This is a genomic window from Bacillus paramycoides (assembly GCF_038971285.1).
Classification (GTDB): Bacteria; Bacillota; Bacilli; order Bacillales; family Bacillaceae_G; genus Bacillus_A.
The window spans coordinates 2,470,705-2,492,612 of the sequence record NZ_CP152427.1 but is presented as its reverse complement, the minus strand read 5'-3'; the positions used below and the strand labels follow the sequence as shown (position 1 = coordinate 2,492,612).

At 33.1% G+C, this 21,908-nt stretch carries 19 protein-coding genes, 2 pseudogenes, 1 riboswitch and 1 other annotated feature; of the genes and pseudogenes, 5 read left to right on the top strand and 16 right to left on the bottom strand.

Annotated elements, in window-relative coordinates; all coding sequences use genetic code 11:
* Positions 1 to 94 precede the first annotated feature (94 nt).
* The 6 genes from AAG068_RS12855 to AAG068_RS12830 form a co-directional block, all read right to left on the bottom strand.
* Positions 95 to 412: a heterocycloanthracin/sonorensin family bacteriocin gene (locus tag AAG068_RS12855; RefSeq protein WP_342719560.1), complete on the bottom strand. Its 318-nt coding sequence runs from the start codon at positions 410 to 412 to the stop codon at positions 95 to 97.
* Positions 413 to 704: 292 nt separating this feature from the next.
* Complete coding sequence (gene tenA / locus AAG068_RS12850; RefSeq protein WP_342719559.1) at positions 705 to 1,394, bottom strand: thiaminase II; 690 nt, start codon at positions 1,392 to 1,394, stop codon at positions 705 to 707.
* Positions 1,395 to 1,517: 123 nt separating this feature from the next.
* Positions 1,518 to 1,623, bottom strand: a riboswitch (TPP riboswitch).
* Between the two features lie 74 nt (positions 1,624 to 1,697).
* Positions 1,698 to 2,612 (bottom strand): D-alanine--D-alanine ligase, encoded by a 915-nt coding sequence (gene ddlB / locus AAG068_RS12845; RefSeq protein WP_342719758.1) that lies wholly within the window; start codon positions 2,610 to 2,612, stop codon positions 1,698 to 1,700.
* Between the two features lie 4 nt (positions 2,613 to 2,616).
* Positions 2,617 to 4,065 (bottom strand): PLP-dependent aminotransferase family protein, encoded by a 1,449-nt coding sequence (locus AAG068_RS12840; RefSeq protein WP_342719558.1) that lies wholly within the window; start codon positions 4,063 to 4,065, stop codon positions 2,617 to 2,619.
* Between the two features lie 124 nt (positions 4,066 to 4,189).
* Positions 4,190 to 5,230, bottom strand: coding sequence for a homoserine dehydrogenase (locus AAG068_RS12835; RefSeq protein ID WP_342719557.1), 1,041 nt, complete (start codon positions 5,228 to 5,230; stop codon positions 4,190 to 4,192).
* A gap of 88 nt (positions 5,231 to 5,318) precedes the next feature.
* Positions 5,319 to 6,560 (bottom strand): esterase/lipase family protein, encoded by a 1,242-nt coding sequence (locus tag AAG068_RS12830; protein WP_342719556.1) that lies wholly within the window; start codon positions 6,558 to 6,560, stop codon positions 5,319 to 5,321.
* A 267-nt stretch (positions 6,561 to 6,827) separates the two neighbouring features.
* On the opposite strand from AAG068_RS12830, the gene AAG068_RS12825 reads away from it, so the two are divergent.
* Positions 6,828 to 7,169, top strand: coding sequence for a DUF3914 domain-containing protein (locus AAG068_RS12825; protein WP_342719555.1), 342 nt, complete (start codon positions 6,828 to 6,830; stop codon positions 7,167 to 7,169).
* A gap of 65 nt (positions 7,170 to 7,234) precedes the next feature.
* On the opposite strand, the gene AAG068_RS12820 is transcribed toward AAG068_RS12825, so the two are convergent.
* The 5 genes and pseudogenes from AAG068_RS12820 to abc-f form a co-directional block, all read right to left on the bottom strand.
* Positions 7,235 to 7,906, bottom strand: a complete 672-nt coding sequence (locus AAG068_RS12820; RefSeq protein ID WP_342719554.1) for a lipoprotein BA_5634 family protein — start codon at positions 7,904 to 7,906, stop codon at positions 7,235 to 7,237.
* Between the two features lie 68 nt (positions 7,907 to 7,974).
* Positions 7,975 to 9,909: an ABC transporter permease gene (locus tag AAG068_RS12815; RefSeq protein ID WP_342719553.1), complete on the bottom strand. Its 1,935-nt coding sequence runs from the start codon at positions 9,907 to 9,909 to the stop codon at positions 7,975 to 7,977.
* A complete protein-coding gene (locus tag AAG068_RS12810) occupies positions 9,884 to 10,654 on the bottom strand; it encodes an ABC transporter ATP-binding protein (protein WP_342719552.1) in 771 nt (256 codons plus the stop codon). Before AAG068_RS12810 ends, AAG068_RS12815 begins: the two co-directional genes overlap by 26 nt.
* Positions 10,655 to 10,932: 278 nt before the next feature.
* Positions 10,933 to 11,046, bottom strand: a pseudogene (locus tag AAG068_RS12805) (GNAT family N-acetyltransferase); the annotation flags it as partial.
* Between the two features lie 45 nt (positions 11,047 to 11,091).
* The gene (abc-f, locus tag AAG068_RS12800; RefSeq protein WP_342719551.1) at positions 11,092 to 12,720 is read right to left on the bottom strand and encodes a ribosomal protection-like ABC-F family protein; all 1,629 of its coding nucleotides are present in this window, start codon (positions 12,718 to 12,720) and stop codon (positions 11,092 to 11,094) included.
* A 718-nt stretch (positions 12,721 to 13,438) separates the two neighbouring features.
* On the opposite strand from abc-f, the gene AAG068_RS12795 reads away from it, so the two are divergent.
* Positions 13,439 to 14,065 carry a DUF6518 family protein gene (locus AAG068_RS12795; protein WP_342719550.1) on the top strand — a complete coding sequence of 209 codons (627 nt, stop codon included), beginning with the start codon at positions 13,439 to 13,441 and terminating at the stop codon, positions 14,063 to 14,065.
* Between the two features lie 470 nt (positions 14,066 to 14,535).
* On the opposite strand, the gene AAG068_RS12790 is transcribed toward AAG068_RS12795, so the two are convergent.
* The 3 genes and pseudogenes from AAG068_RS12790 to AAG068_RS12780 form a co-directional block, all read right to left on the bottom strand.
* On the bottom strand, positions 14,536 to 15,519 hold the full coding sequence (locus AAG068_RS12790; protein WP_342719757.1) for a sensor histidine kinase: 984 nt from the start codon (positions 15,517 to 15,519) through the stop codon (positions 14,536 to 14,538).
* On the bottom strand, positions 15,516 to 16,223 hold the full coding sequence (locus AAG068_RS12785; protein ID WP_087956590.1) for a response regulator transcription factor: 708 nt from the start codon (positions 16,221 to 16,223) through the stop codon (positions 15,516 to 15,518). Before AAG068_RS12785 ends, AAG068_RS12790 begins: the two co-directional genes overlap by 4 nt.
* A gap of 126 nt (positions 16,224 to 16,349) precedes the next feature.
* Positions 16,350 to 17,263, bottom strand: a pseudogene (locus tag AAG068_RS12780) (acetamidase/formamidase family protein).
* Positions 17,264 to 17,420: 157 nt separating this feature from the next.
* Between AAG068_RS12780 and AAG068_RS12775 the strand changes: the two are divergent.
* On the top strand, positions 17,421 to 17,849 hold the full coding sequence (locus AAG068_RS12775) for a cell wall hydrolase (RefSeq protein ID WP_098669265.1): 429 nt from the start codon (positions 17,421 to 17,423) through the stop codon (positions 17,847 to 17,849).
* A gap of 51 nt (positions 17,850 to 17,900) precedes the next feature.
* Here AAG068_RS12775 and lysS read toward each other — a convergent pair whose 3' ends face one another.
* Both lysS and AAG068_RS12765 read right to left on the bottom strand, forming a co-directional pair.
* Positions 17,901 to 19,454, bottom strand: a complete 1,554-nt coding sequence (gene lysS, locus AAG068_RS12770; protein ID WP_342719549.1) for a lysine--tRNA ligase — start codon at positions 19,452 to 19,454, stop codon at positions 17,901 to 17,903.
* Between the two features lie 83 nt (positions 19,455 to 19,537).
* Positions 19,538 to 19,795: a binding site (T-box leader), on the bottom strand.
* Between the two features lie 67 nt (positions 19,796 to 19,862).
* Entirely contained in the window at positions 19,863 to 20,033 is a 171-nt protein-coding gene (locus AAG068_RS12765) for a DUF2197 domain-containing protein (protein ID WP_342719548.1), read from the bottom strand.
* 141 nt (positions 20,034 to 20,174) lie between these two features.
* On the opposite strand from AAG068_RS12765, the gene AAG068_RS12760 reads away from it, so the two are divergent.
* Together AAG068_RS12760 and AAG068_RS12755 are read left to right on the top strand one after the other, a co-directional pair.
* Positions 20,175 to 21,077 (top strand): SMP-30/gluconolactonase/LRE family protein, encoded by a 903-nt coding sequence (locus AAG068_RS12760; RefSeq protein ID WP_342719547.1) that lies wholly within the window; start codon positions 20,175 to 20,177, stop codon positions 21,075 to 21,077.
* Positions 21,074 to 21,775: a class I SAM-dependent methyltransferase gene (locus AAG068_RS12755; protein WP_342719546.1), complete on the top strand. Its 702-nt coding sequence runs from the start codon at positions 21,074 to 21,076 to the stop codon at positions 21,773 to 21,775. The genes AAG068_RS12760 and AAG068_RS12755 overlap by 4 nt, the downstream gene beginning before the upstream one ends.
* Positions 21,776 to 21,908 lie beyond the last annotated feature (133 nt).

Sequence of the window (21,908 nt, the reverse complement as noted above, 5' to 3'; positions counted from 1 at the left end):
TATTATAGTTACTCTTTTACTTGAATGATTGAATATATCCACTAGCGATGGCGCTATATTCTTTGTCGACATGTACATGTATAAAACTAATATTTTATATGAATATTCGTAGTCGATATTCATATATTACAATATCATCAGAAGTACCATTAAAACAATTAGAGCAACTACCACAGCTGCCACAACCTCCACAACTAAAACAACCAAAACAACCAAAACAACCGAAGCAACGGAATCCACCACAACGAAATCCACCGCAACGACCGCCACATCCACCACAGCCGCCACAGCGACGAGCAGCATCTTCAATATAGTAATATGGATATTGGTTTTGCTGGTCCCAATATAGAACATTTCCAGACTGGTAATCATTAAGGCTTAACGCTTGTAGTTCTTGTTGAAACTGATTCATTTTCATGACCTCCGTTTATTAACTATAAACCTTTTGACGCTTTCCTATATTTCTTTTTATTAAATCTTAGTAGAAATAGCGCTATAAAGTGAAACTTTAATCAGTGGGGGTTTTCTTCATCCCCCACTGATTATTAGCCCTCACCAATCGGACTTTAATGGGCAGCCCGACCCCCACCTAAATTCTTTGCTTTCGCTGAATTTTGAGGTGGGGGTCTTACTGCCCATTAAAGCGGGATAAATTGAAAAAAGACGCACTTAGATTGATGCGCCTTTTGCAATACCTCTTCTCTTTATCCTATTACGTTTTTCTCTTCTGTACTTACCGGCCACTTTTCTAATGTATAAGCCATTTCCCAAAATGAATATTCATATTGACTACTTATAATAAAATGTTGTTTCATTCGATTTCGGTCTGCCTCTGTTACTTTTTCAGCGATAGTATCTAACCGTGTAATTTGCTCTTCAACTAATGTACGGAACCAATCAGATCCGTAAGCAGAAATCCATTCGTTATAAATTGGCTCTTCTGGCTGACACTCTTTTAAACGCTCACCAATTTCATAATACAACCAATAGCAAGGTAAAATTGCTGCAATGATATCACCTAAATGTCCTTCATACGCAGCACGATACATATGTGAAGTATATGCGTATGCAGTTGGAGCAGGGATGAAATTATCTTTTTCTTCTTGTGTAATCCCTAGTTTCTTCGCAAAATTCTCATGTAAGGATAATTCCGCTTCATATGTATTTTGAGCATGGTGTGCCATACGAGCTGTCGTTTCTAATTCCAGTGCTTTTGCAGCTCCTAAAGTTTGTACTCTAGCAAAGTGACTCAAATAATACGAATCTTGAAGCACATAATAGCGAAAACTAGCTAAATCTAACGTTCCTTCACCAAGTTTTTTTACAAAAGGATGATGAAAACTAGCTTCCCAAATTGAGTCTACTTCTTTACGTAATGATTGTGAAAAAGTCATTTGAATCCCTCCGATTATGTATGAAATTTAAGTATTTACCCACCATTATTAAATCTGTAAAACAAAAAAACTTTCTTTACAGGCGTAAAGAAAGTGAAATTGACAGTTTTTATTCATAAAATAGCAATGTCTTTCCCACTTCCCTACGCTGGCATTAACCAGATCAGGTACTAAGAGTCTCAAATTCCAATTTGATCTCAGCCTATAATAGGCCCCCCTAGTGGATAAAATATTTAATTTTCGTATTGTATTCATCATAACATACTTCATGTAACTGTCAAAAATTATTCATGATACCGCTACTTAAAAGCCTTCTTCTTTTCTTACTCTTAATGAAGTTTCAATAATCATATCTAATAGTTTACTATATTCAATTCCCACTGCAGCTGCACTTTTTGGTAGTAAACTCGCTTGCGTCATCCCTGGTAATGTATTAATCTCCATTACATATGGAATACCATCCTTCACCATCATATCCACCCTTGCATAAACGCTGCACTTTAATGCTTTATAGCAAGCTAGTGAAGCTTTGTTTACACGTTCCTTAAGTTCAGCTGGAAGTTCGATAACTTCTTCAATTGTACTAGTATCAGCATATTTCGCATTGTAATCAAAGAACTCAGCCGCATGTCGAATTGAAATGATAGGTAATTGTTTTCCATCCAAAATGGAACATGTAATCTCGTCACCTTTTATATATTTCTCTATTACTACCTCCGAATCCCATTCAAATACAGTTTCCAGCATTGAAATTAATTCGTCTTTATTATAGACAATCTTTACCCCGACACTTGAGCCACCAGAGTTTGGTTTTACCACTAACGGAAATCCTAACTGATTTAGTTCATCAACATTTAGATCCTCCATTTTTGTAAGTTCAATCCAATCAGGTGTTTCTATACCTTCATAACGTAAAATCTTTTTCGAAATATTTTTGTCCATACATATACCGCTAGATAACATATTGCTTCCGCTATAAGGAATACCTAAACTTTCAAGTGTCCCTTGAACAGTTCCATCTTCTCCGTATTTTCCGTGTAATGCGAGCAATGCAAAATCAATGTCTTTCGCTTTTTCGATTAAATCCATTTTTTCATTTAACGTAATCGGTACGATTTCATATTTATGTTTATCTAAATTTGCAATCATTTCATTTCCAGTCATAATTGATACTTGTTTTTCAGAGGATACTCCCCCCATAATAACGCCAATTCTCATTTCCTCAACTCCAAATTTCATTTTTTATTGTATCACCAATTATTTTGATTCCCCGAACTATTTCTTCTTCTTTCAAACGTGAAAATCCTAATCGAAACGTGTTCGCTCCTCCTCCATCAGAGTAAAAAACATCTCCAGGAGAAAATGTAACCCCTTGCTCATAACACTTTTGCAAAAGTGTGCGGGCATGAATTTTTTCTTCTAACTCTATAAATAAATGCAGTCCACCATCACCGGTCATTCTTTGAAACGGAATGTACTTGTTACACGCCCCAACAGCTAACTCATATTTTTTCTTATAAACAGACCTTGCCTTTTTTAAATATTTTTCAAAATATCCTTCATGTAAATATTGAAAAAGAACAGCTTGATCTAAAGTAGATGTGTGAATTGTTCTTGCTCTTTTTACACTTTCTAAATAATGAATCAGTTCTTTATCGGCAATAATCCATCCTACACGTAAACCAGGGAAAAGTACTTTCGAAAAGCTACTAATATAAATCACATTATTACCCGCACCAGCAAAAGTTAATAATGGCGCTAAATGTGAACCTGAATAACGTAACTCTTCATTAAACCCATCTTCTATAATAGGAACCTTATATCTTGAAAATAATCTCATCAGTTCCGTTCTTTTCTCCGAACTCGTGACAATACCGGTTGGATTATGATAAGAAGGAATTAAATACGCGAAATCAAAATCCTTTTCACGTAAACTTTTTTCCACTTCGTTCGTATCAATGCCATCTTCATTCATATTCATTCCATGAACTTCAAGTCCATGTAAACGGAAAAGCTTGAGTGCAGCATGATGAGTCGGATTCTCACAAATAACCTGCCCTGATTTTTTGGATAACGAGGATAGTACAATGTCTAATCCTTCTGTAAATCCATTTGTAATTAAAATGTCTTTATTCGAAATATCTACACCTTTCATTTCCATATAATGAAGTAGATAATTCATTAACGGTCTATAACCTTTTGCATATCCGTAATTTAATACGACATCACCTTCAATGGACATACGGGTAAGAAAAGCTCTTTTGAAATTTTCCACATCAAATAGCTTTTCGTCTGGAGCAATGCTATTAAAAACAATCATTCCCTTTTCCCAGCGAACACCATGTTTCATTAAATCTAATTCATCCGCTAATAAGGTAACTGTATTAAGTTTATTTTTCCAATCTATTTCAACAGACGAAGTGTTTGAAATATCAACCTTCGCAACAAAATTCCCTTTTCCTTTAACTGCATAAATGAGTCCTTCTTGCTCTAAATCCGCATAAGCAGCGAGCACCGTATTTCTGCTCACACTTAGTAATTCACTAAGTTCCCTCGTTGAAGGAATTTTTTGATCCCCGAGCAAATGCCCTTTCATAATCATCTTTTTTAAATAATCTTTCAATTGAATATAAACGGGACGTTCTTTAACAACTTTAAAATCTTTAAACAATTCCTTACCCCCTGCAATCATTTTTGCATAATTACTTCATTCTCAAAAGGTCCACTACATATGTATTTTTTATAAAGGGCGGTACGGTCATATAAAGTGAAATATTAATCAATGGGTAAATTTACTACCTGTTAATACGTGATAAATCTTTACGGTATAAATTAAGTATATCTTTTAAAGCTGCTGCTGCGGCTCCGCGTGGATTTGATGCACCACCAATTGTAGTAACTTGCCCCATCATATCTGTAAAGAACGTAATTCCTTTTTCTGTACCATTTACATTTGCTAGCGGATGATCCTTATCTATTTCGTACGGTTCTACTTTAAGAGCCACTTTACCATCCTGATCCTTATATGCTGAAGCTATTAATTTAATAAATTTATTTTGTTCCTTAGCATGTCGAATTTCTTGTTTTGTAACATGTTCAATTCCTTTTATATGTATATCAGTAAGCGTATGCTCTGTTCCCATTAAACTGTTTGTCAAAAGTAACAATTTACACGCACTAACAGAGCCGCTCACATCCAATATTGGGTTCGTTTCAGCAATTCCTTTACGTTGCGCTTCTTTCAGTGCTTCTTCAAACGTAATATCTTCCTCATTCATTTTCGTAAGAATATAATTTGTTGTCCCGTTTAATATTCCTTCTATTTTTTCAATATGGCAACCAGCTAGACTAAATTGCCCAATATCAAGTGTCGGTAATGCAGCCGCAGTTGCACCACTATATCGGATTCGTACATTTGCGATTTTTGCTGCTTCATTTATTTCTCTCCAGTTTGTAACGAGTGCACCTTTTGAAATTGCTACTATATCCATATGTTTTTCAATCGCTTGTATTATATATTGCTTTCCTGGATTTCCATCTTTAAGATTTGTAACAGTAGATTCCACCAGTACAGTACCACTTATGTTATCTGTTGCTCGTTCCTTCGGATGATGTTCAATATATTTTTCAATTGCAGAGCTACCGCCACCATATCTTAATAATTGATGAATAGATAATCCATCTTCATTATGTATTGCAACATTTCTGCCTAATACACCGCTTACCACTAAATCTATTCCATACGTTTCATTTATATATAAATATTTTTCATTTAATAATTTTATAAACTCTTTTCCTACTGTTCCATATCCTGATAATACAACTTTAATTTTCATAATATCCCCCCCATATTTTTCTACCATATCCCTCTTTCAATATAATATAAAGCGCCCTCGAATTCCATCGAGAGCGCTTTATTATTACCTATTTCGGTAATCTTGATAACTTTTCTGCAATTGTTCTATAAAACCCTTGAATGCTAGAAAAACCTAACGTGTCTGAAATACTAAGCCCTACCATATCTAGATGGTCCCAATTTGCTTTCGTTTCAATATGATTCCATTTTCCGATCTGTAAAGTATCATTATTATTTACCGCAGTATTAGAAGAAGGCGCAATCATAGAATTTGTATTTACTACACCGTCATTTTGCCACCAAGAAGTATCAATTAATGGACGGTTTACTTCATATCTTGCATAGGAACCTAAGAAAAATGCATTACCCATTAACACTTTATTCATCGTTATATGAGGTAGATGTAAACCTGTTATAGGTGCTGCTTGTGATGCATGTCCACTATAGGATAAGTAATACACATCTGATTGCGTCTTTACCCAATTATTAAGCTCTTTTGCACCATCTGTACTTAAATCCCATTGACTTATATCTTTTGTATCTTTCCAAAGTGAACTATTTACAATACGATCAGTATATTGGAAAAAAGACTCTCCAGTATTCTTTTTTATACCCCAATGATCCAATTTAAAATCATATAACGATAAATTATTATTTCCTCCAAAACTTGCAGCTGTAATGAGTAAATCTTTAACGAACGGTAGTAGAAGACTACTATCTGCAAGTGTCGTGCCCTTATGAGGAGTTGCTAATGTTGTCACACTATGAACATATGATTTCTTGCCCTCAAATAGTGGTGATATATTCGTGTTCGGATGATTTTTCACATAATTTTTTTCTTCAAAACTACCTTCTTTTAATAGCTGTACTAATGTTCTAATCGTTTGTCCACCCATGCTATGCCCAACTAAATGAACTTTATTTGTTTCACTCCAATTCGGCGCAAAACCACTATAAGTTCTACCAAAACGATTGTGTCCATGTTTCTCAGCATGCGCGCCACCGTAGTCTACTGTACCACCATTAATTTGAGCATATAATTCACATGCGCGATCCCAGTTACTAGAAACAGGTCCAACAGCAGCAGTATGTACTGTATAGCCACTTCTATTTAAATCTTCTTGTATATCATGAACACCACCCCAATATTTAACCCCTAACATTTCTTCTCTACCCCACCCAGCAAATCCATTCACTAGTATGATAGGATAATTATTTTGCTGCTTCTCTTCAGCGTAAGTTATTTTTGCTGCTAATAAAAACATAGTCCCTATTGCTAATAAACATATTTTTAAAAATAATTCCCCCATGCTTCCTCCCCCTAATAAAACGTTTACATTTTTCTATTAAAAATGAGTTCTTAACTTAAACATAATGTAAAGTATTTTATATACATTGTATATAGAGAAAACATACACAAATGTTGATAAATATTAATTCAAGTGAGGAATTACTTTTTACAATATAACTTGCAAATCTGTTTATTCGAATTTATAATTATTTTTAGTTTCCTCATGTAAAATAGCTTTAATAATTACAAGAAAACTAATTTTATTACTTAAGGAGGAGGAAAAGGCATGCAAATCGGATTAAATATTCATACATTATCTCAACCTACTAAAATAACTCCATCTAATCTTGAGCATAATACTATCTCTTCTACTAAACTTGAAGATAAAAAATCAAATGATCCCATCAAATTTGATATTCGTTCATCTGAAAAAGAGATGAAACAACCTGAGCATAAATTTAATGAATTAGATTTATGGAAGATGCTAAAAGATAAAGGTGTTCCTTTATGGATTATACTTGAAATGCTACAAAAGGCTCGTAAAGAAAAAGAAGCACAAAATAATTCAGTTCAAAATTCAAATGCGATTGAAGAAACGAGTGAGACTCGATTAAATGAAGTAATGTAAGTTATTTAAATGGTATTAAAAAGAGCTCGAGGTTGATAAAGTATCCATCAACCTCGAGCTCTTTTTTAAGATTTTTCTCCAATCGTTACAAACTGAACTGATACCTCACCTTTATAGCCTTCAATTACCTTTCTTACTTTTACATATTCATTAGTCAATGTATTATCTGTCGACATTTTAGGTTTTTCATCACCTAAAGATTTTTTCAGATGAAGAAGTTGTATTTTTGTTTCATTTGCTTTTATTTCATTATACACATTATTTTCCGCTACAATTACATACGATAGTAGTCCATAGTTTCGATTATTACCAAGCCAAGCATCCCTATCATATGTAACTGGTATCGCTTTTCCTTCTATTTCAATACTTTTTATATTCTTTTCTTCTTCATTTATAAATAGTAGTGAACTTTCTTTTGGAAAATTCGGCAACGTATCTAAAGGTTTGGAAAGAGATGATTGATCTCTTTCACGAAAAATTTTTGCTTTAACCATCGCTTTTGCAGTAGATTCATTTAATATTAAAACCCTCTTTTGGTCAAATCTACCTGTTTTCACAGGAAAAACTTCATGTTCTTTCGTGTTTTCCTTATAACGATTTATAATAGTTGAAGTATTGTCCTCATCTCCAATAACTAGTACGCCGTTTGCTGGAAATCTGTTTTCATTTTTAGAGCAAGCACTTACACTTATTAACAATAATATACTTAATATGAAAATAGATATTGATTTTTTCATCACAGTTCCTTTCATAACCAAAATTGTTTTTTTACATGCTTTTCTGCAATCTTACTTGCTCATAATCTCTACTGCTCCATAGTTTTATATAGCTTTTGTAAATAGCGCCAACGAGTCATATAGAAATATAAAACTTGTATACAAATAAATGAAATTAAAATTATGATAGAGCTATTTATAATAGAAAAATCTACTAATTGTTGTAATGCCATATAAGCGACTACAGTATGTATCACTGCAATGATAATTGGTAAGAAGAACATTAATACTAACTGTCTCGTTACAACTTTTTTCAGCTCTCGTTTACTTAATCCCATTTTTGAAATCATTTTATACTGCTGTTGATCACGGTCCAAATCAGTATATAACCGGAAGTAAATAAAACTAGCAGCAAAAGTAAAGAAGACGATTCCAACTAAAACACTTGCCATAAGTAATAATCCATTCGTTTGTTTTGCACTTAACAACTCTATAGTTAGAGCTCTAAATTCAAAATGTATGTCTCTAGGCTCTTTTTCGAATATATTATTTAATTGATTTGAAATTTCTTTCGTTTTTATCCAATCATCTACAACAAATCCATACGTTCGATATTGAATTATATTTTCATAATCCGGACTACTATTAAGCGGAATTTCATCATATACATGATCTTGAATAGCAATATAAATCCCTTCCGTATCATGTGGCAAAACTAAATTATCTACAGTTTTTTTCACATGAAATGTCTTTGTCCACTCTCCTTGAATGACCTCAATATCCTTTTTATAATCACCATTTTTAAATTCCTGTTTTTGTGATACCATTCCTGGGATTAATAACATTTCATCTTTTTTTTCAATTGTTTCTTGTTGATAACCGAGTGCTCTCGCAAGTTCGTTATATTCACTTAGTTTCATTACATATACATTACTTTCAGTGTATATGTATGAAGATGAAGCCATTCGGTATGGAATATTAGCATCAGCAAAATGTTTTTTTATTGTAGAGAGATGTTTATCCGCTATTTTGTTTTTTTCAGGAGCTACATATAGCAATGTATACGGGTTTGTCATCCTTACCAAATCTTTATTTCCAAGAGCAGCTGTCGTGCCAATTGCTGTAAAAGCAACTGCTGAAATAATAGATACTATAAAAAACATTGTTGCATTATCTTTCATACGATAAATTAATTCTGAAAATGTTAATATATTGGTTCTTTTTAAAAAGAAAGATTCACTCCTTTTCGCAAGATGCAATATATAAACGCTACACTGTGTAAATAAAAAGTATGTTCCTATAATTACTAAGAGCACACCCATTCCGAGCGTAATAAAACTATAACTTGGGATAAAGCGAAATACTAAAATATATCCATACCCTATACTAAACAAAGAGAGAATTGATAATAAAATTGACGATTTCGGTTCAGGCTTTGGCTTTTCACCTGCTTGTATAAGTTCCACAAGTTCTGTTACTTTAATCGTTTTAAATGTAACTAACGAAACGATTAAAAATAAGAAAAGAAACGTAATAACTGTTAATAATACAGCCTGTACTGGTATATAAAAAGGTAAGCCGTTACTAATCATTAATACACTGGCACTTATTAATAAAACTAGTTTAGAAAATATAAGTCCAATAAGAACCCCTATACAAATTGAACCGAGTCCAATTAACATATTTTCAATTAACAATAACTTCTTAAGCTGTCTCATTGACATACCTTGCATCATTAAAATACCAAATTCTTTCTTACGCGTTTTTAAAAACGAGCTCACTGAATATAGAATGAAGAAGAATGAAAATACAAAAATCAAACCTTGCGAAACTTTAAATCCTAATGTACCAAATGTACTTATTGTTGAGCTTGTCGATTTCAATTCCCCCTGTAAATCAGGATGGAATAATAAAAGAGCATACGTAAAGAAAATCATTATAGAAAATGCACTGCTTAAAAAATGAGCAGCATATGTACGCTTATTACGAAAGATATTATTAAATGCGAACTGACGAAAAGTCATGCCTTTTCCCTCCTAACAAAGAAAGGACATCCATAATCTTTTGATAAAAAGTTTGCCGACTTTCACCACGATAAATTTCGTTATATAGTTGACCGTCTTTAATAAAAATTACTCGGCTACAAAAACTCGCTGCATACGGATCATGTGTAACTAACATCATCGTTGCCTTTTCTTCCTTGTTAAGCGTATCGAGCATCTCCATTACATCATTTGAAGATTTAGAGTCTAAATTCCCTGTAGGTTCATCTGCAAGTAATAATTGCGGCTTATGAACGATCGCACGAGCGATTGCTGTTCTTTGAGCTTGTCCCCCTGATATTTCAAATGTTCTTTTATTCAATATATCTGTTATATTTAATTTCGCTGCAATTTCTTCTACTCGTTTATTCATTTCTTGCACAGAAACACCATCTAATGTCATCGGCAATACGATATTTTCCTTCACTGTAAGCGTACTAAGTAAATTAAATGATTGGAATACAAATCCTAATTGTTTTCTACGGAATAAAGCTAAATCTTCAGATGATAAGTGGAAAGGATTTGTACCATTTATTACTATTTCTCCCGATGTTGGAGAGTCGATAGTAGATACCATATTTAATAACGTTGTTTTCCCGCTACCAGATGGCCCCATGATCCCTATAAATTCACCTTCTTGAATTGATAAATCAATATCTACTAATGCTTTAAAAGGTATTTTCCCTTTATATACTTTACTAATATTTTTTGCATGTAAAATTTCCATTTCTATTCTCCCTTCATTTGCACTTCTCACAATAGAGTGTAAATGAATTGTCTTATAACTCATATTGATTCATCTTTCATTTATCTTACACGTTTGTAAGATTGCTAAAAAAACTGATAATAAAACTATTTTTAAACTAAAATTAACGCATAACTATCTTATAATAATTGTATAGTGGCAAGAAATACAATGTATATCATATCTTTATTATATAAATGCAAAAAGCTTAGAGTTATAGCTCTAAGCTTTTTAAGGATTTCGTTACATTTTCGCCCCTTTTAAAGAGCCCTATTTTTTATCCATTCTGATTTACTTAATACATAATGATTATAGATTTGATTTTCTATCGCCTGTTGACTCAAATGAGTAAACCCGCATTTTTCAATAACTTTATATTCTGAATAACTTCCTCAAACTCTCTTCTCCCATTTTAATTGTTAAAGCGCCTTAATCTGCTTCGTAAGTTCCATAAACCGTTCATCTAGTTCTTTATATTCCTTGTCTTTAGAAGTTAAAAAGCTTAACTTTCCTAATACTTCTTGTCTCTCTGTTTCTAACGTTAAACGTAGTTCTTCAATTTCATCTCTAGTTTTCGTAGGTTCTTCGAGCTGCTTTTGTATCGTATTGTTTACAAACACGAGTTTTACGTTGGTTGTCTTCTCCAAAAAATATCGATCGTGAGAAACGATAACGAGTGTTCCATTATACTCAGCTAACGTATTTTCAAGCTGTTCACGTGAAGGGAGATCAAGGTGATTCGTTGGTTCATCTAATATAAGCACATCTTTTTCATCTAAAATATAAGCCATTAGCTTACACTTTACTCGTTCACCCATACTCATATGTCGAATCGGCTCTTTCCATTGGGAAGATTCAAATCCTAAATGTTTCATTAAATTTTGGACTTTTCCTCTTTCTTCAAATGTCTCTTTATAAAATAAATCTTCTGGTGTTTTATCCAGTGGTAAATCAAATACTTCTTGTGTTAAATAACCGATGTTTGCTGAAGGTGAAATCCATACTTCCCCTTCAGCAGTTTCTGTTCCCATAATCATCTTCAGTAACGTTGTTTTCCCGCTACCATTCGGCCCAATAATCGCAACCTTCTCACCGTGCTGAATTGTAAAATTAACGTTTTTAAATAATGTTCGATTATTAAATTTTTTCCGTAATTGTTTTACTTCTAAGAAACGTTTTCCTACTTTTTTACTCGCTTGAATAGAAAATTCAACTGAATAATCTTCTTTCACACGTTCAACTTTCGTTTTCTCCAGCTCTTTTTCAAGACGTTTTCGTTTCGATTTAACTTGCGCGTCCATTCGCTTCGCCTTTACACGATAAAACTCTTTCACACCTTCTTGTTTTGTGGATTGTTCATGTGCCTTTTGTGACCATGAACTTAATTCTTTTATATGCGTTTCTACTTGTTCTATCTTCTTTTGTTGTTTTTCATATTCACGTTGCTGCGTCATTCTTTTATGCTCACGTGCTTTCATATAACTCGTATAATTCCCGCTATGGTCAATTAATTTCTTATCCTCAATTGACCATATTCTAGTCGCGACAACATCTAAAAAATATCGATCATGTGATACGACGATAACTGTACCTTTCATATTTTTGATTTGTTTAATAAGAAATTCCGTACTCATCTCATCTAGATGATTTGTCGGTTCGTCTAATATTAAGACATTAGGATTTTCAGCAAATCCTTTTGCTAATCGAACTTTTAGCTTTTCACCACCACTTAAAGTAAAAAAATCATTCGTTGGCACACCCCATCTTGCAAGAAGTTCTGCTTCTTTTGCAATCATATCCTCACTAACAAAAGATTCTTTTTCTTGTTCAACATATGCTGTTGTCATATTCATTTGCATCCATTCAACAGTACCTTTTGATGGTTCAATCTTCCCATTTATTAATTGAAGTAACGTTGATTTACCAGATCCATTTTTGCCGATTAACCCAATAACGTCCCCTTGTCTTACTGTCACATTCATTTTCTCTAACAAAGTATTTTCTTTTATTTCCACATAAACATCATTTAATTTTAATAGTTCTTTCATAATACCAATCCCTTTCATAAAGGGAGAATAAAAAAATCCTCCCAAATAAATTTGGCAGGATTAGTCGTTAAAATATTTATACCCAAATAAGCTATTGCACAACATAAATAGCAATACCGTTGTATGGAAATTGGGCAGACTAATCCTATTTTTTAGAAATTGAAATTTATTGAATTTCAACATTTAAAAATAAGATTAGTTAATCATCGTCCACCCATCATTCCTTTCCGTCGTTAATAGCCATATTGTACCATACTAGTACTGTATGAGTAAATGCAATTATATGTGCTGGAATAAAGTGAAACTTTAATCAGTGGGGGTTTTCTTCACCCCCCACTGATTATTAGTTGAACCAATCGGACTTTTATGGGCAGTTGATCCCCCACCTAACTTCTTTGCTTTCGCTGAATTTTGAGGTGGGGGTCTTACTGCCCATTAAAGCGGGATAAAGATCGCTTTCTTCCAAGGCAATTTATCATTTCTAAACATCATATTAAACAATCATAAATTACGTTTGTTGTACTACTTCCTTTAGATTTCCCTAATAATAAAATTCTACGCACTACTTCTTATATAATTTTTATATAAATTTATGATTAATTATATATTATTCGTTATCCAGTAATCACTTATTGTTTTTCGATAAATTTTTATTGATTACTCTCCTGTAATAAGCTATTATATGTTTGTAGAAAATATTAATGTAAGGATTGAATTTATGGACAGGACATTAGAAATCACAAAGTTAAATATGTTTTTAAGGATTTTTCTCATCCCGATTATAGTAGGGATAATTGTTGGTATACTAACTAAATTGGGGCAAGGTATACTTCCAGGACATTGGAATTCATTAGCTAACCTAGGAAGCGTTTGGTTAGTGCCATCCTTTTTCGTGGCTAGCTTTAGTTATTCTAAGCGTACAGCTATACTTTCTGGCATCCTTGCACTACTTGGCATGATATTAGGCTACTATGGTTATGCAATAGTTATTAAAAATGTAGCTCACTCTATTTATTTTATATCTGTATGGATTGTGTGTGCATTTATAGGAGGAACTATCTTTGGAATTGCAGGTTTTCTATGGAAAGATACTACAAGCCCACTTCATAAATTCGGAAGCGCGCTTATTAGTGGAGTTTTTGTAACGGATGGACTTCACATTCTTTTAAATTTTGAAGACTATAGTCACATGTTACCTGTTGGATATACCGAAGTGATAGTCGGGATTATCTTGATTCTTGTATTAGAACGTTCTAATACTAATCGAATTTCTTCTTTCTTAATGATGATTCCTATCACTATTTTAGGATTAATTGGATATAAATTATTAAGTTTGTTTACTTAATTACAATACAGTATCATGAAAAAAACATACGACTAACCCTATTATAATCTACAAAACTTATCACGAATTCGTACATTATACTTATTAATGTTGATACACTTATTCATAGGATGGATTCATGAAGCTATCTCTTTTAAAGGGGTGGTTTTTTTCTTACAAAAACTATTTATCAGATTTTTATTAAATCCTTCTAATGTAACAATCGTATTTATTAGTGTGTCATTATACATACTAATATGATCTTTTACCATTTCAGGTAATCGCTATAAAGTGAAACTTTAATCAATGGGGGTTTTCTTCATCCCCCACTAATTATTAGTCGAACCAATTGGACTTTAATGGGCAGTCCGACCCCCACCTAACTTCTTTGCTTTCGCTGAATTTTGAGCTGGGGTCTTACTGCCCATTAAAGCGGGATAAAATAAGGCTAAAAAACTTATCTCCAAAGTTCTTTAGCCTCGATCACTTATTTACACATTAAAAAATATAATTCGTACAACGGTACCTTTACCAACTTCTGAATGGATTTCTACACTATGTCCTAATTGTTTCGTAATTTCATATACGAGATATAGCCCCATTCCCGTTGATTCTTTAAAATCTCTACCATTTTCTCCTGTAAAGAAAGGTTTAAACACTCTTGGTAAATCTTGCTTCGGTATGCCTACACCGTTATCAGAAATTTCAAGTATAACATTATTACCTTCCTTACAAACTTTCACTTTAATCTTCTCTCGACTACCAGATGAATATTTAATCGCATTCGATAGTATTTGTCCAATTAAAAATTGTAACCATTTCGCATCACTTTCTACAGTAATGTCCTTTTCAATTTTGAGCTCTGGATATACAAAATTCCGAATAAAGAAGCGTTTATGTTCATGTACAGAATCATTCACTATTTTATGTAGCTGTACTCTTTCCACATAAAAATCTTGCGTAAATGCTTCTAAACGTGCAACGTATAGAGCCATCTCTAGCCCCTTTTTCAGCCTATCTGTTTCCTCATTTATACTTTCAAAACGCTGATCGACTTCATCCTGCGTAATTAATTCTATTACAGATAAAGGTGTTTTCATTTGATGTATCCATTGATTCATAAAAGTTAAATGATCATTATTTTTTCTCTCTTGTATTTGGAGTTGATTTTGATAATGGCGATATTGTACCTCAAGCAAGTCTTGAAGCGCAGTAGATAAAACCGCAAAATCTGATTTTTGAACAGACTCATCTAAAGAGTTCAACGGATTTGCTAACCGTTCATAGAAAGTACGATGCGTAAAGTAACAAAATACTAAATAACCTACCATAAAAAAGACACCTAAAAACATTGCATATAATGCCGTTGCAATATGATTATGCCCATCAAACCAATATACTAGAAATATGGCTAGTAGTTGGATTACTGTAAAACAAATAAGTGGTATATGATCACGAATAAACAATTTTATCATTTCTCCATACCAGTATCCCAAGTAATATGTAATCTATAACCGACACTACGGATCGTTTCAATTGCATCTTCAATCTGTAATGTTTTTAACTTTTTACGCACACGAGTTGTATTTACACTTAAAGTATTATCATCAACATAAGATTCGCTATCCCATAATTTATTTAATAACACTTCTCTACCCACAACACGCGGATAATTTTGCATTAACATCTCTAATAAAATTGCTTCATTTCTTGTTATATCTATCTCTTGATTCTTAAGCTTTAATACAAGCCTTTCGGGATATAAACAAAGGCCTTGTTGCTCAATCATCCGTTCTTCTACTTTCGGTGCATAATCCCCGTAAGCACGCCTTAAATGACTTCGAATTTTCGCCATTACAACTTCGTAATGGAATGGCTTTGAAATAAAATCATCGCCACCGTTTTCAAGCGCCATAACTTGATCCATCGTTCCTTCACGGGCTGAAATAAATAATATCGGACATGTAGAAACTCCACGAATTTGACGACACCAATAGTACCCATCAAAACTTGGTAAATTAATATCTAATAAAACTAACTCTGGTTGTTCTTCTAAAAAAATGTTTAATACATTTTGAAAATCCGATACAATAATTCCTTCATACCCGTATTTCGCGACATGTGTTGATAATAGTTCTGCAATTTTCATATCGTCTTCTACAATCATAATTTTAACCATGTGTTTACTCCTTTTTCGATCCACAATCTTATATTCAATTATATAAAATAAATACTACCTTTTTTTATATAATCCGTAAATCAAAAACGGATACTTTTATCTAAAAGCATCCTTCTTCCATTATTCTTATTTAATATGAAATTTACTAAAATCAAAACCTAGCTTCTCCACATAGTCCATACGTAGTTCCATTCGTGCTGTTTTAAGCGGGTCCACAACTTGACAAACTCTTAAATCGCCGGCAGCTGATAATAGAAGCGTTGCATCAGCTTTAGACATTTCTAATTCTTCATGTAAAAATGTCACCATATTACGTACAGCACGATTCGCTGCATCATCTAGCAATTTTTCTGAAGCAATCGTCATTACTTTTTCTTTTTGAATAGCCATTGGTAGTGGCCATTTTTTCCCTTTTATAATTTGGACTGTTACGGTTACCTCACCAGCAACCTCTACTCCACTAACACCAATTTCACCATCACCCATCGCCGCGTGTAAATCACCTAATGCTAATAGAGCACCAGGAACATTTACAGGTAATAATAACGTTGTCCCTTCTTTTATCTCTTTACAATCCATATTCCCGCCGTGATCATGCGGTGTGCCACATGAAATGCCCTCTTCTTTCGGCGCAGTACCAATTACACCAATCATAGGATGAATCGGGATTTGTAGTTTATTTGAAAACAAAACATGCTCATTATGTATTGGGACGATTTTCACTGTATTTTCGTTTAGATCTTCACCCATTACGCCAAGATTCGCTCCTGTAGTTAAAACACCTTGCTCTACAATTTTAATCTTTTCAATCGTTACGACTAAAATATCACCAGGTTCTGCACCTTTAATATATACAGGTCCGGTCGCTGGATTAATGCGATTCCAGTCTAATTCTTGAAACACAACATCCTCAAATTAATTTGGTTTTCAAAGCAATCATATGTTTCAAATACAAGACGACTCCCTATTTCTACTTCCATACATGGCTTATTATCTGGTGACATTGCGTATATGATATGTTCTTTATAAATTCGATACATGTTATCTCTCCCCTTTTATGTTGGTCTACAATTACTAATTAGCTTTTTTCATACAAGCTCCTCTTCATATTTGATAATATTTGTACGTGAAAAAGCACCTAGCTTATTTTCATACATACACTCTTTACTATAACAGGTAAAGAAAGGTGGTAGCACTATGCCCCTTATTCCATATAACGAAAGCGATGTTGATTTACTAGCTCGTTTAATTCGTGCTGAAGCTGAAGGAGAAGGTCGACAGGGTGAACAACTTGTTGGTTGCGTAGTAGTAAATCGTGTATTTTGTGATTGCTTAGATTTTAAACAACTTCGAACTGTACGTGATGCAGTATATCAAAGTCCTGGTGGATTTGAAGCAGTACAATACGGATATTTTTATCAACGCGCACGTGAATCAGAAAAAGACATCGCAAGAAAAGTTTTACAAGGTGAGTGGCGCTGGCCAGCAAGGTGGGCTCTTTGGTATTTCCGTCCAGTTGGTGCTTGTCCACCTGAATGGTATAACCAGCCGTTTGTAGGACAGTTTAAAAGCCATTGTTTTTATGAACCTAGTGGTGATGAATGTCCGAAAATGTATTCACGGTAGTAAAATGTGAAACGCAAGTACTTAGCTGAGTACTTGCGTTCCCTTTATTTTTTAGAAATCTAATAATGTGATAAACTTTTCGATGCCTACTACATGTATTAATAACGGTATTCGAGGGCCACTGGACTGATTCATAATGAGCTTATATATAATAATAAATAATTGTTTTTGATTTTCTTTCATTATTTTTTTATTTTCATCATGACAAATCGAATACAATTGCTCCATTAAGTTAGAGTAATCTTTGTTAGAACGAAGTATATTGCAAACTTCTACTAACCAGTCTTTCTGTCTTTCATCTAATGTGTTATAAAACTCCTTATTTCTCTCTTGATTTACAGCAATTAATTTTTCAGTTTGAAAGTTTCTAACCCAATACTCTGCACGTTTGCTTATCGCTATCATATCCTCTAATACATAATTCCTATCTATTTTTTCTAATATACCTTGTAAAATAGATGAATCAAAATTTAATAGCGGTAACGTTCCTGCTACTTGATTAAATTTTGGATATTCTTTAATTCTGCTATCAACTCTAGCAAGTTTAATTGCATCGAATAAATCTTCATTTTTGAGCGTTTTATTCTCATAACTATCTTTCAATAGTTCATATTCTGTATAATTGCGAATTACATCTTCATCAAGACCGATATGAAAAGCTGCGTTTGGTCTATATTTAGCAAACATAAAAAGAATCATTTCTGGTAAATACACTTTTAACAAATCACTAGGTGTAATACTATTCCCTGAAGAACTAGACATTTTTTCATGATTCCCTTTAATACCAATGAAATCATAAGCAACGTAATGCAGAGCTTCACGATTGAATATTTTCCTTGCAATTTCCTTTGATACATTATAACTACCTGTTTCTGATGAATGATCTCTGCCACCCGGTTCAAAAACAACATCCTCTATCATCCATCTCATCGGCCAATCGATTTTCCAATTCAGTTTCATTTTATTTGTATTTAATACCGATAATTCAGTTTGATTTCCGCAATCACATTTATATCGTACTGTTTTTAATACTTCATCAAAATGTGTTATCGTTGTTGCATCTTTCTCGCATTTCTCACAATATAATGTTACCGGATAAAAGCTCTCTCGCTCTTCTTCACTACACTCTCCTGTTTTAAAACTCATTAAAATATCATATATTTCTTTTCTTTTATATAAAGCCTCTAATATGTTTTTGTTATATCTTCCACTTCTATATTCAGCATATTGATATATGAATTCCACTTCAACCCCAAATACTTGAAGCGATTTCTCAAACTCTTTTTCAAAATGCTCTGCATAGGAGTTATGACAACCATATGGATCTGGAATATCACTGTATGGCATACCAATATATTTTGCAAAAGATGGATCAATATTTTTAGGGACTTTTCTAAATCTATCATAATCATCCCATGAAAATATAAAACGGGTCTTTTTCCCTAAATCTTGAAGGGCTCTTACAACGAAATAAGTCGTTATTATTTCGCGAAAGTTCCCGATATGAACAGAACCAGATGGACTGATTCCAGATGCGCAAACAAAAGTTTCTTTGTTTGGATGTTTCCTTATTAATTCATGTGCTACTTCATACGCCCAATGCATATATTACTCACCTCAATTGATTTTTTGTTTTCACACTTTCAGTTTTATGCAATAAAAAAACTCCCACCCCCAAGATTATTCATCTTGAGGACGAGAGTTGTTAACTTCGCGGTACCACCTCAGTTTGTTAATACGTCGCCATATTAACCTCTTCAGGTACGGCAAAATATGCGTATACCCTATCTCTATAACGGGAGAACCCGTCGCACCATCCCTAAACAAATTAGTTCCTTGCGCAGCTCCAAGTCTTTTTTCGTCAAGATGTATACCGCTCTTTCTCAGCCACCAGAGCTCTCTGTACGTATCCTTTTCTTAACTACTCTTCTCTTCCATGCTATTTTATATATTAGTTTTTTTCATATGATAATTTATAATACCTTTATTGTCAAACTTTTCCGAACGAAATAACTATCTAAAAAAATGTTTTATCGCTTCTAATTGAATTTTGTGACTACACTCATCACAACAATATACCCCTTTTGGTTTCTCTTTAAATCGCTTATATTTTTCACTACCTTCGTAAACACGAAATATATTTTTACAAGAAAAGCAAAAAATTTCATAAAACATCATATGCATTTTCCTCTCCATGTGTATACATTTTTTAATCACTTGAGAAAATCAGTTTTCTATAGTACAAATCTTAATATCTTCTGACTAAAAGGTTTATCTTTATTCTTATCGAATTATATAAATATCTTATAAAGCGTGGTGAACCTCTTGATCAGTAATATAGAATTAGTTTTAGATGCGAAAGCAAGTTTAGCTGAAGGACCATGTTGGAATGAAAAAAAGCAATTTTTATACTGGGTTGATATTATGGAGAAACAATTATGCATATTTAATCCTACTACTAATACAAACCGAGTAATTGCTCTCAATCAACAAATCGGCTGTGTTGTTCCATATTTAGAAGACGTACTACTCCTAGCTATGGAAAACGGTTTTTATTCTATTAATGTAAAAACAGAAAAACTAACACATATTTTTGACCCTGAACCACATTTATTTGAAAATCGTTTTAACGATGGTAAATGCGATCCAGCAGGACGTTTTTGGGCAGGTACTACAGATACATACGGTATAAATGCTGCTGGTTCCTTGTATTGTTTAAATAATAATTTAAAGGTAGAGAAAAAAGTTTCACATGTAAATACATCAAATGGCATAACTTGGTCACCTGACCATACATACCTTTACTATATTGATACACCTACTAAAAAAGTAGTTCGTTTTCATTATGATATATGCTCTGGAGTAATTCGTAATCCAAGTGATGTAATCATTTTCCCTGAAAATGAAGGTCTACCTGATGGTATGACAATTGACGAGGAAGGGTGTTTATGGATTGCTCATTGGGGAGCTTCAAAGATTACTAGATGGGACCCTTCAACTGGAGAACAAATATTAAGTATTCCAATTCCAGCGCTATATGTAACGTCTTGTACATTTGGAGGGACTAATTTAACAGACCTATATGTTACAACAGCCAGAACAAGAATGACGGATGACGAATTAAAAATATATCCACATGCCGGTGGTATTTTTCGAATTCAAACAAATATAAAAGGTTGTCCTACCCATTCATTTCGCAATAATAATATTGGAGCTGAAACTATATGAACCGTATCGATCACATAAGACACGAAGAAAAGAAATATCATGACCTTTGTTATGAACAATACAAACTATTTGAAACTGGCTCTTGGCTTTATAAACCTGTTAAAACAGTTATGGATTTAATGGATTACTTTGAAGGACGAAACAACTTGCAAGTACTTGATCTCGGCTCTGGCGTTGGAAGGAATAGTATTCCAATTGCACAAAAAATAAAAAATGCTAGTGGTACTGTTACTTGTGTGGACTTACTGGATTCCGCTTTAACAAAATTACAAATTTATAGCCAAGAATATGATGTTTTTGAAGTTATAAAAACAGAAAAAGCAGCAATTGAAAACTATTACATCCAACCTAATACATATGATTATATCATTGCAGTATCAAGTTTAGAGCATGTTCAATCAGAAGAAGATTTAAAAAACGTGCTCCATTCTATGAAAAAAGGTACAAAGATTGGTGGTATCAATTGTTTAATTATTAACTCGAACATACAAGAAATCGACTTACATACAAATGAAGAATTAGATGCTTTAATTGAAATTAACATTTCTACTGATAAAATGATACACCTATTAAAAAACATTTATGAAGACTGGAAGGAAATGAAAGTTGAAACAAAAGAATTAGCTTATGATATAGTCCGAAACGAAAGACACATCCTATTAAAAACAAATGCTATTACTTTTGTCGTTCAGAAATAATCGTATAATTAAGATGTGACCCTTTCCTTCTAATTCATTTTTATTGTATGAGATCTTTACCTTTTAATATTTATTAAACAAAAAATAAAAAAGCACTTGTTTCCGCAAGTGCTCTTTTTGGGGATTTTGAGAT

Bases quoted from the DNA above. Each gene is read 5' to 3' on its own strand.
- AAG068_RS12855 (WP_342719560.1), bottom strand. From the start codon at position 412: ATGAATCAGTTTCAACAAGAACTACAAGCGTTAAGCCTTAATGATTAC.
- tenA (WP_342719559.1), bottom strand. From the start codon at position 1,394: ATGACTTTTTCACAATCATTACGTAAAGAAGTAGACTCAATTTGGGAA.
- ddlB (WP_342719758.1), bottom strand. From the start codon at position 2,612: ATGAGAATTGGCGTTATTATGGGGGGAGTATCCTCTGAAAAACAAGTA.
- AAG068_RS12835 (WP_342719557.1), bottom strand. From the start codon at position 5,230: ATGAAAATTAAAGTTGTATTATCAGGATATGGAACAGTAGGAAAAGAG.
- AAG068_RS12830 (WP_342719556.1), bottom strand. From the start codon at position 6,560: ATGGGGGAATTATTTTTAAAAATATGTTTATTAGCAATAGGGACTATG.
- AAG068_RS12825 (WP_342719555.1), top strand. From the start codon at position 6,828: ATGCAAATCGGATTAAATATTCATACATTATCTCAACCTACTAAAATA.
- AAG068_RS12820 (WP_342719554.1), bottom strand. From the start codon at position 7,906: ATGAAAAAATCAATATCTATTTTCATATTAAGTATATTATTGTTAATA.
- AAG068_RS12815 (WP_342719553.1), bottom strand. From the start codon at position 9,909: ATGACTTTTCGTCAGTTCGCATTTAATAATATCTTTCGTAATAAGCGT.
- AAG068_RS12810 (WP_342719552.1), bottom strand. From the start codon at position 10,654: ATGGAAATTTTACATGCAAAAAATATTAGTAAAGTATATAAAGGGAAA.
- abc-f (WP_342719551.1), bottom strand. From the start codon at position 12,720: ATGAAAGAACTATTAAAATTAAATGATGTTTATGTGGAAATAAAAGAA.
- AAG068_RS12795 (WP_342719550.1), top strand. From the start codon at position 13,439: ATGGACAGGACATTAGAAATCACAAAGTTAAATATGTTTTTAAGGATT.
- AAG068_RS12790 (WP_342719757.1), bottom strand. From the start codon at position 15,519: ATGATAAAATTGTTTATTCGTGATCATATACCACTTATTTGTTTTACA.
- AAG068_RS12785 (WP_087956590.1), bottom strand. From the start codon at position 16,223: ATGGTTAAAATTATGATTGTAGAAGACGATATGAAAATTGCAGAACTA.
- AAG068_RS12775 (WP_098669265.1), top strand. From the start codon at position 17,421: ATGCCCCTTATTCCATATAACGAAAGCGATGTTGATTTACTAGCTCGT.
- lysS (WP_342719549.1), bottom strand. From the start codon at position 19,454: ATGCATTGGGCGTATGAAGTAGCACATGAATTAATAAGGAAACATCCA.
- AAG068_RS12765 (WP_342719548.1), bottom strand. From the start codon at position 20,033: ATGCATATGATGTTTTATGAAATTTTTTGCTTTTCTTGTAAAAATATA.
- AAG068_RS12755 (WP_342719546.1), top strand. From the start codon at position 21,074: ATGAACCGTATCGATCACATAAGACACGAAGAAAAGAAATATCATGAC.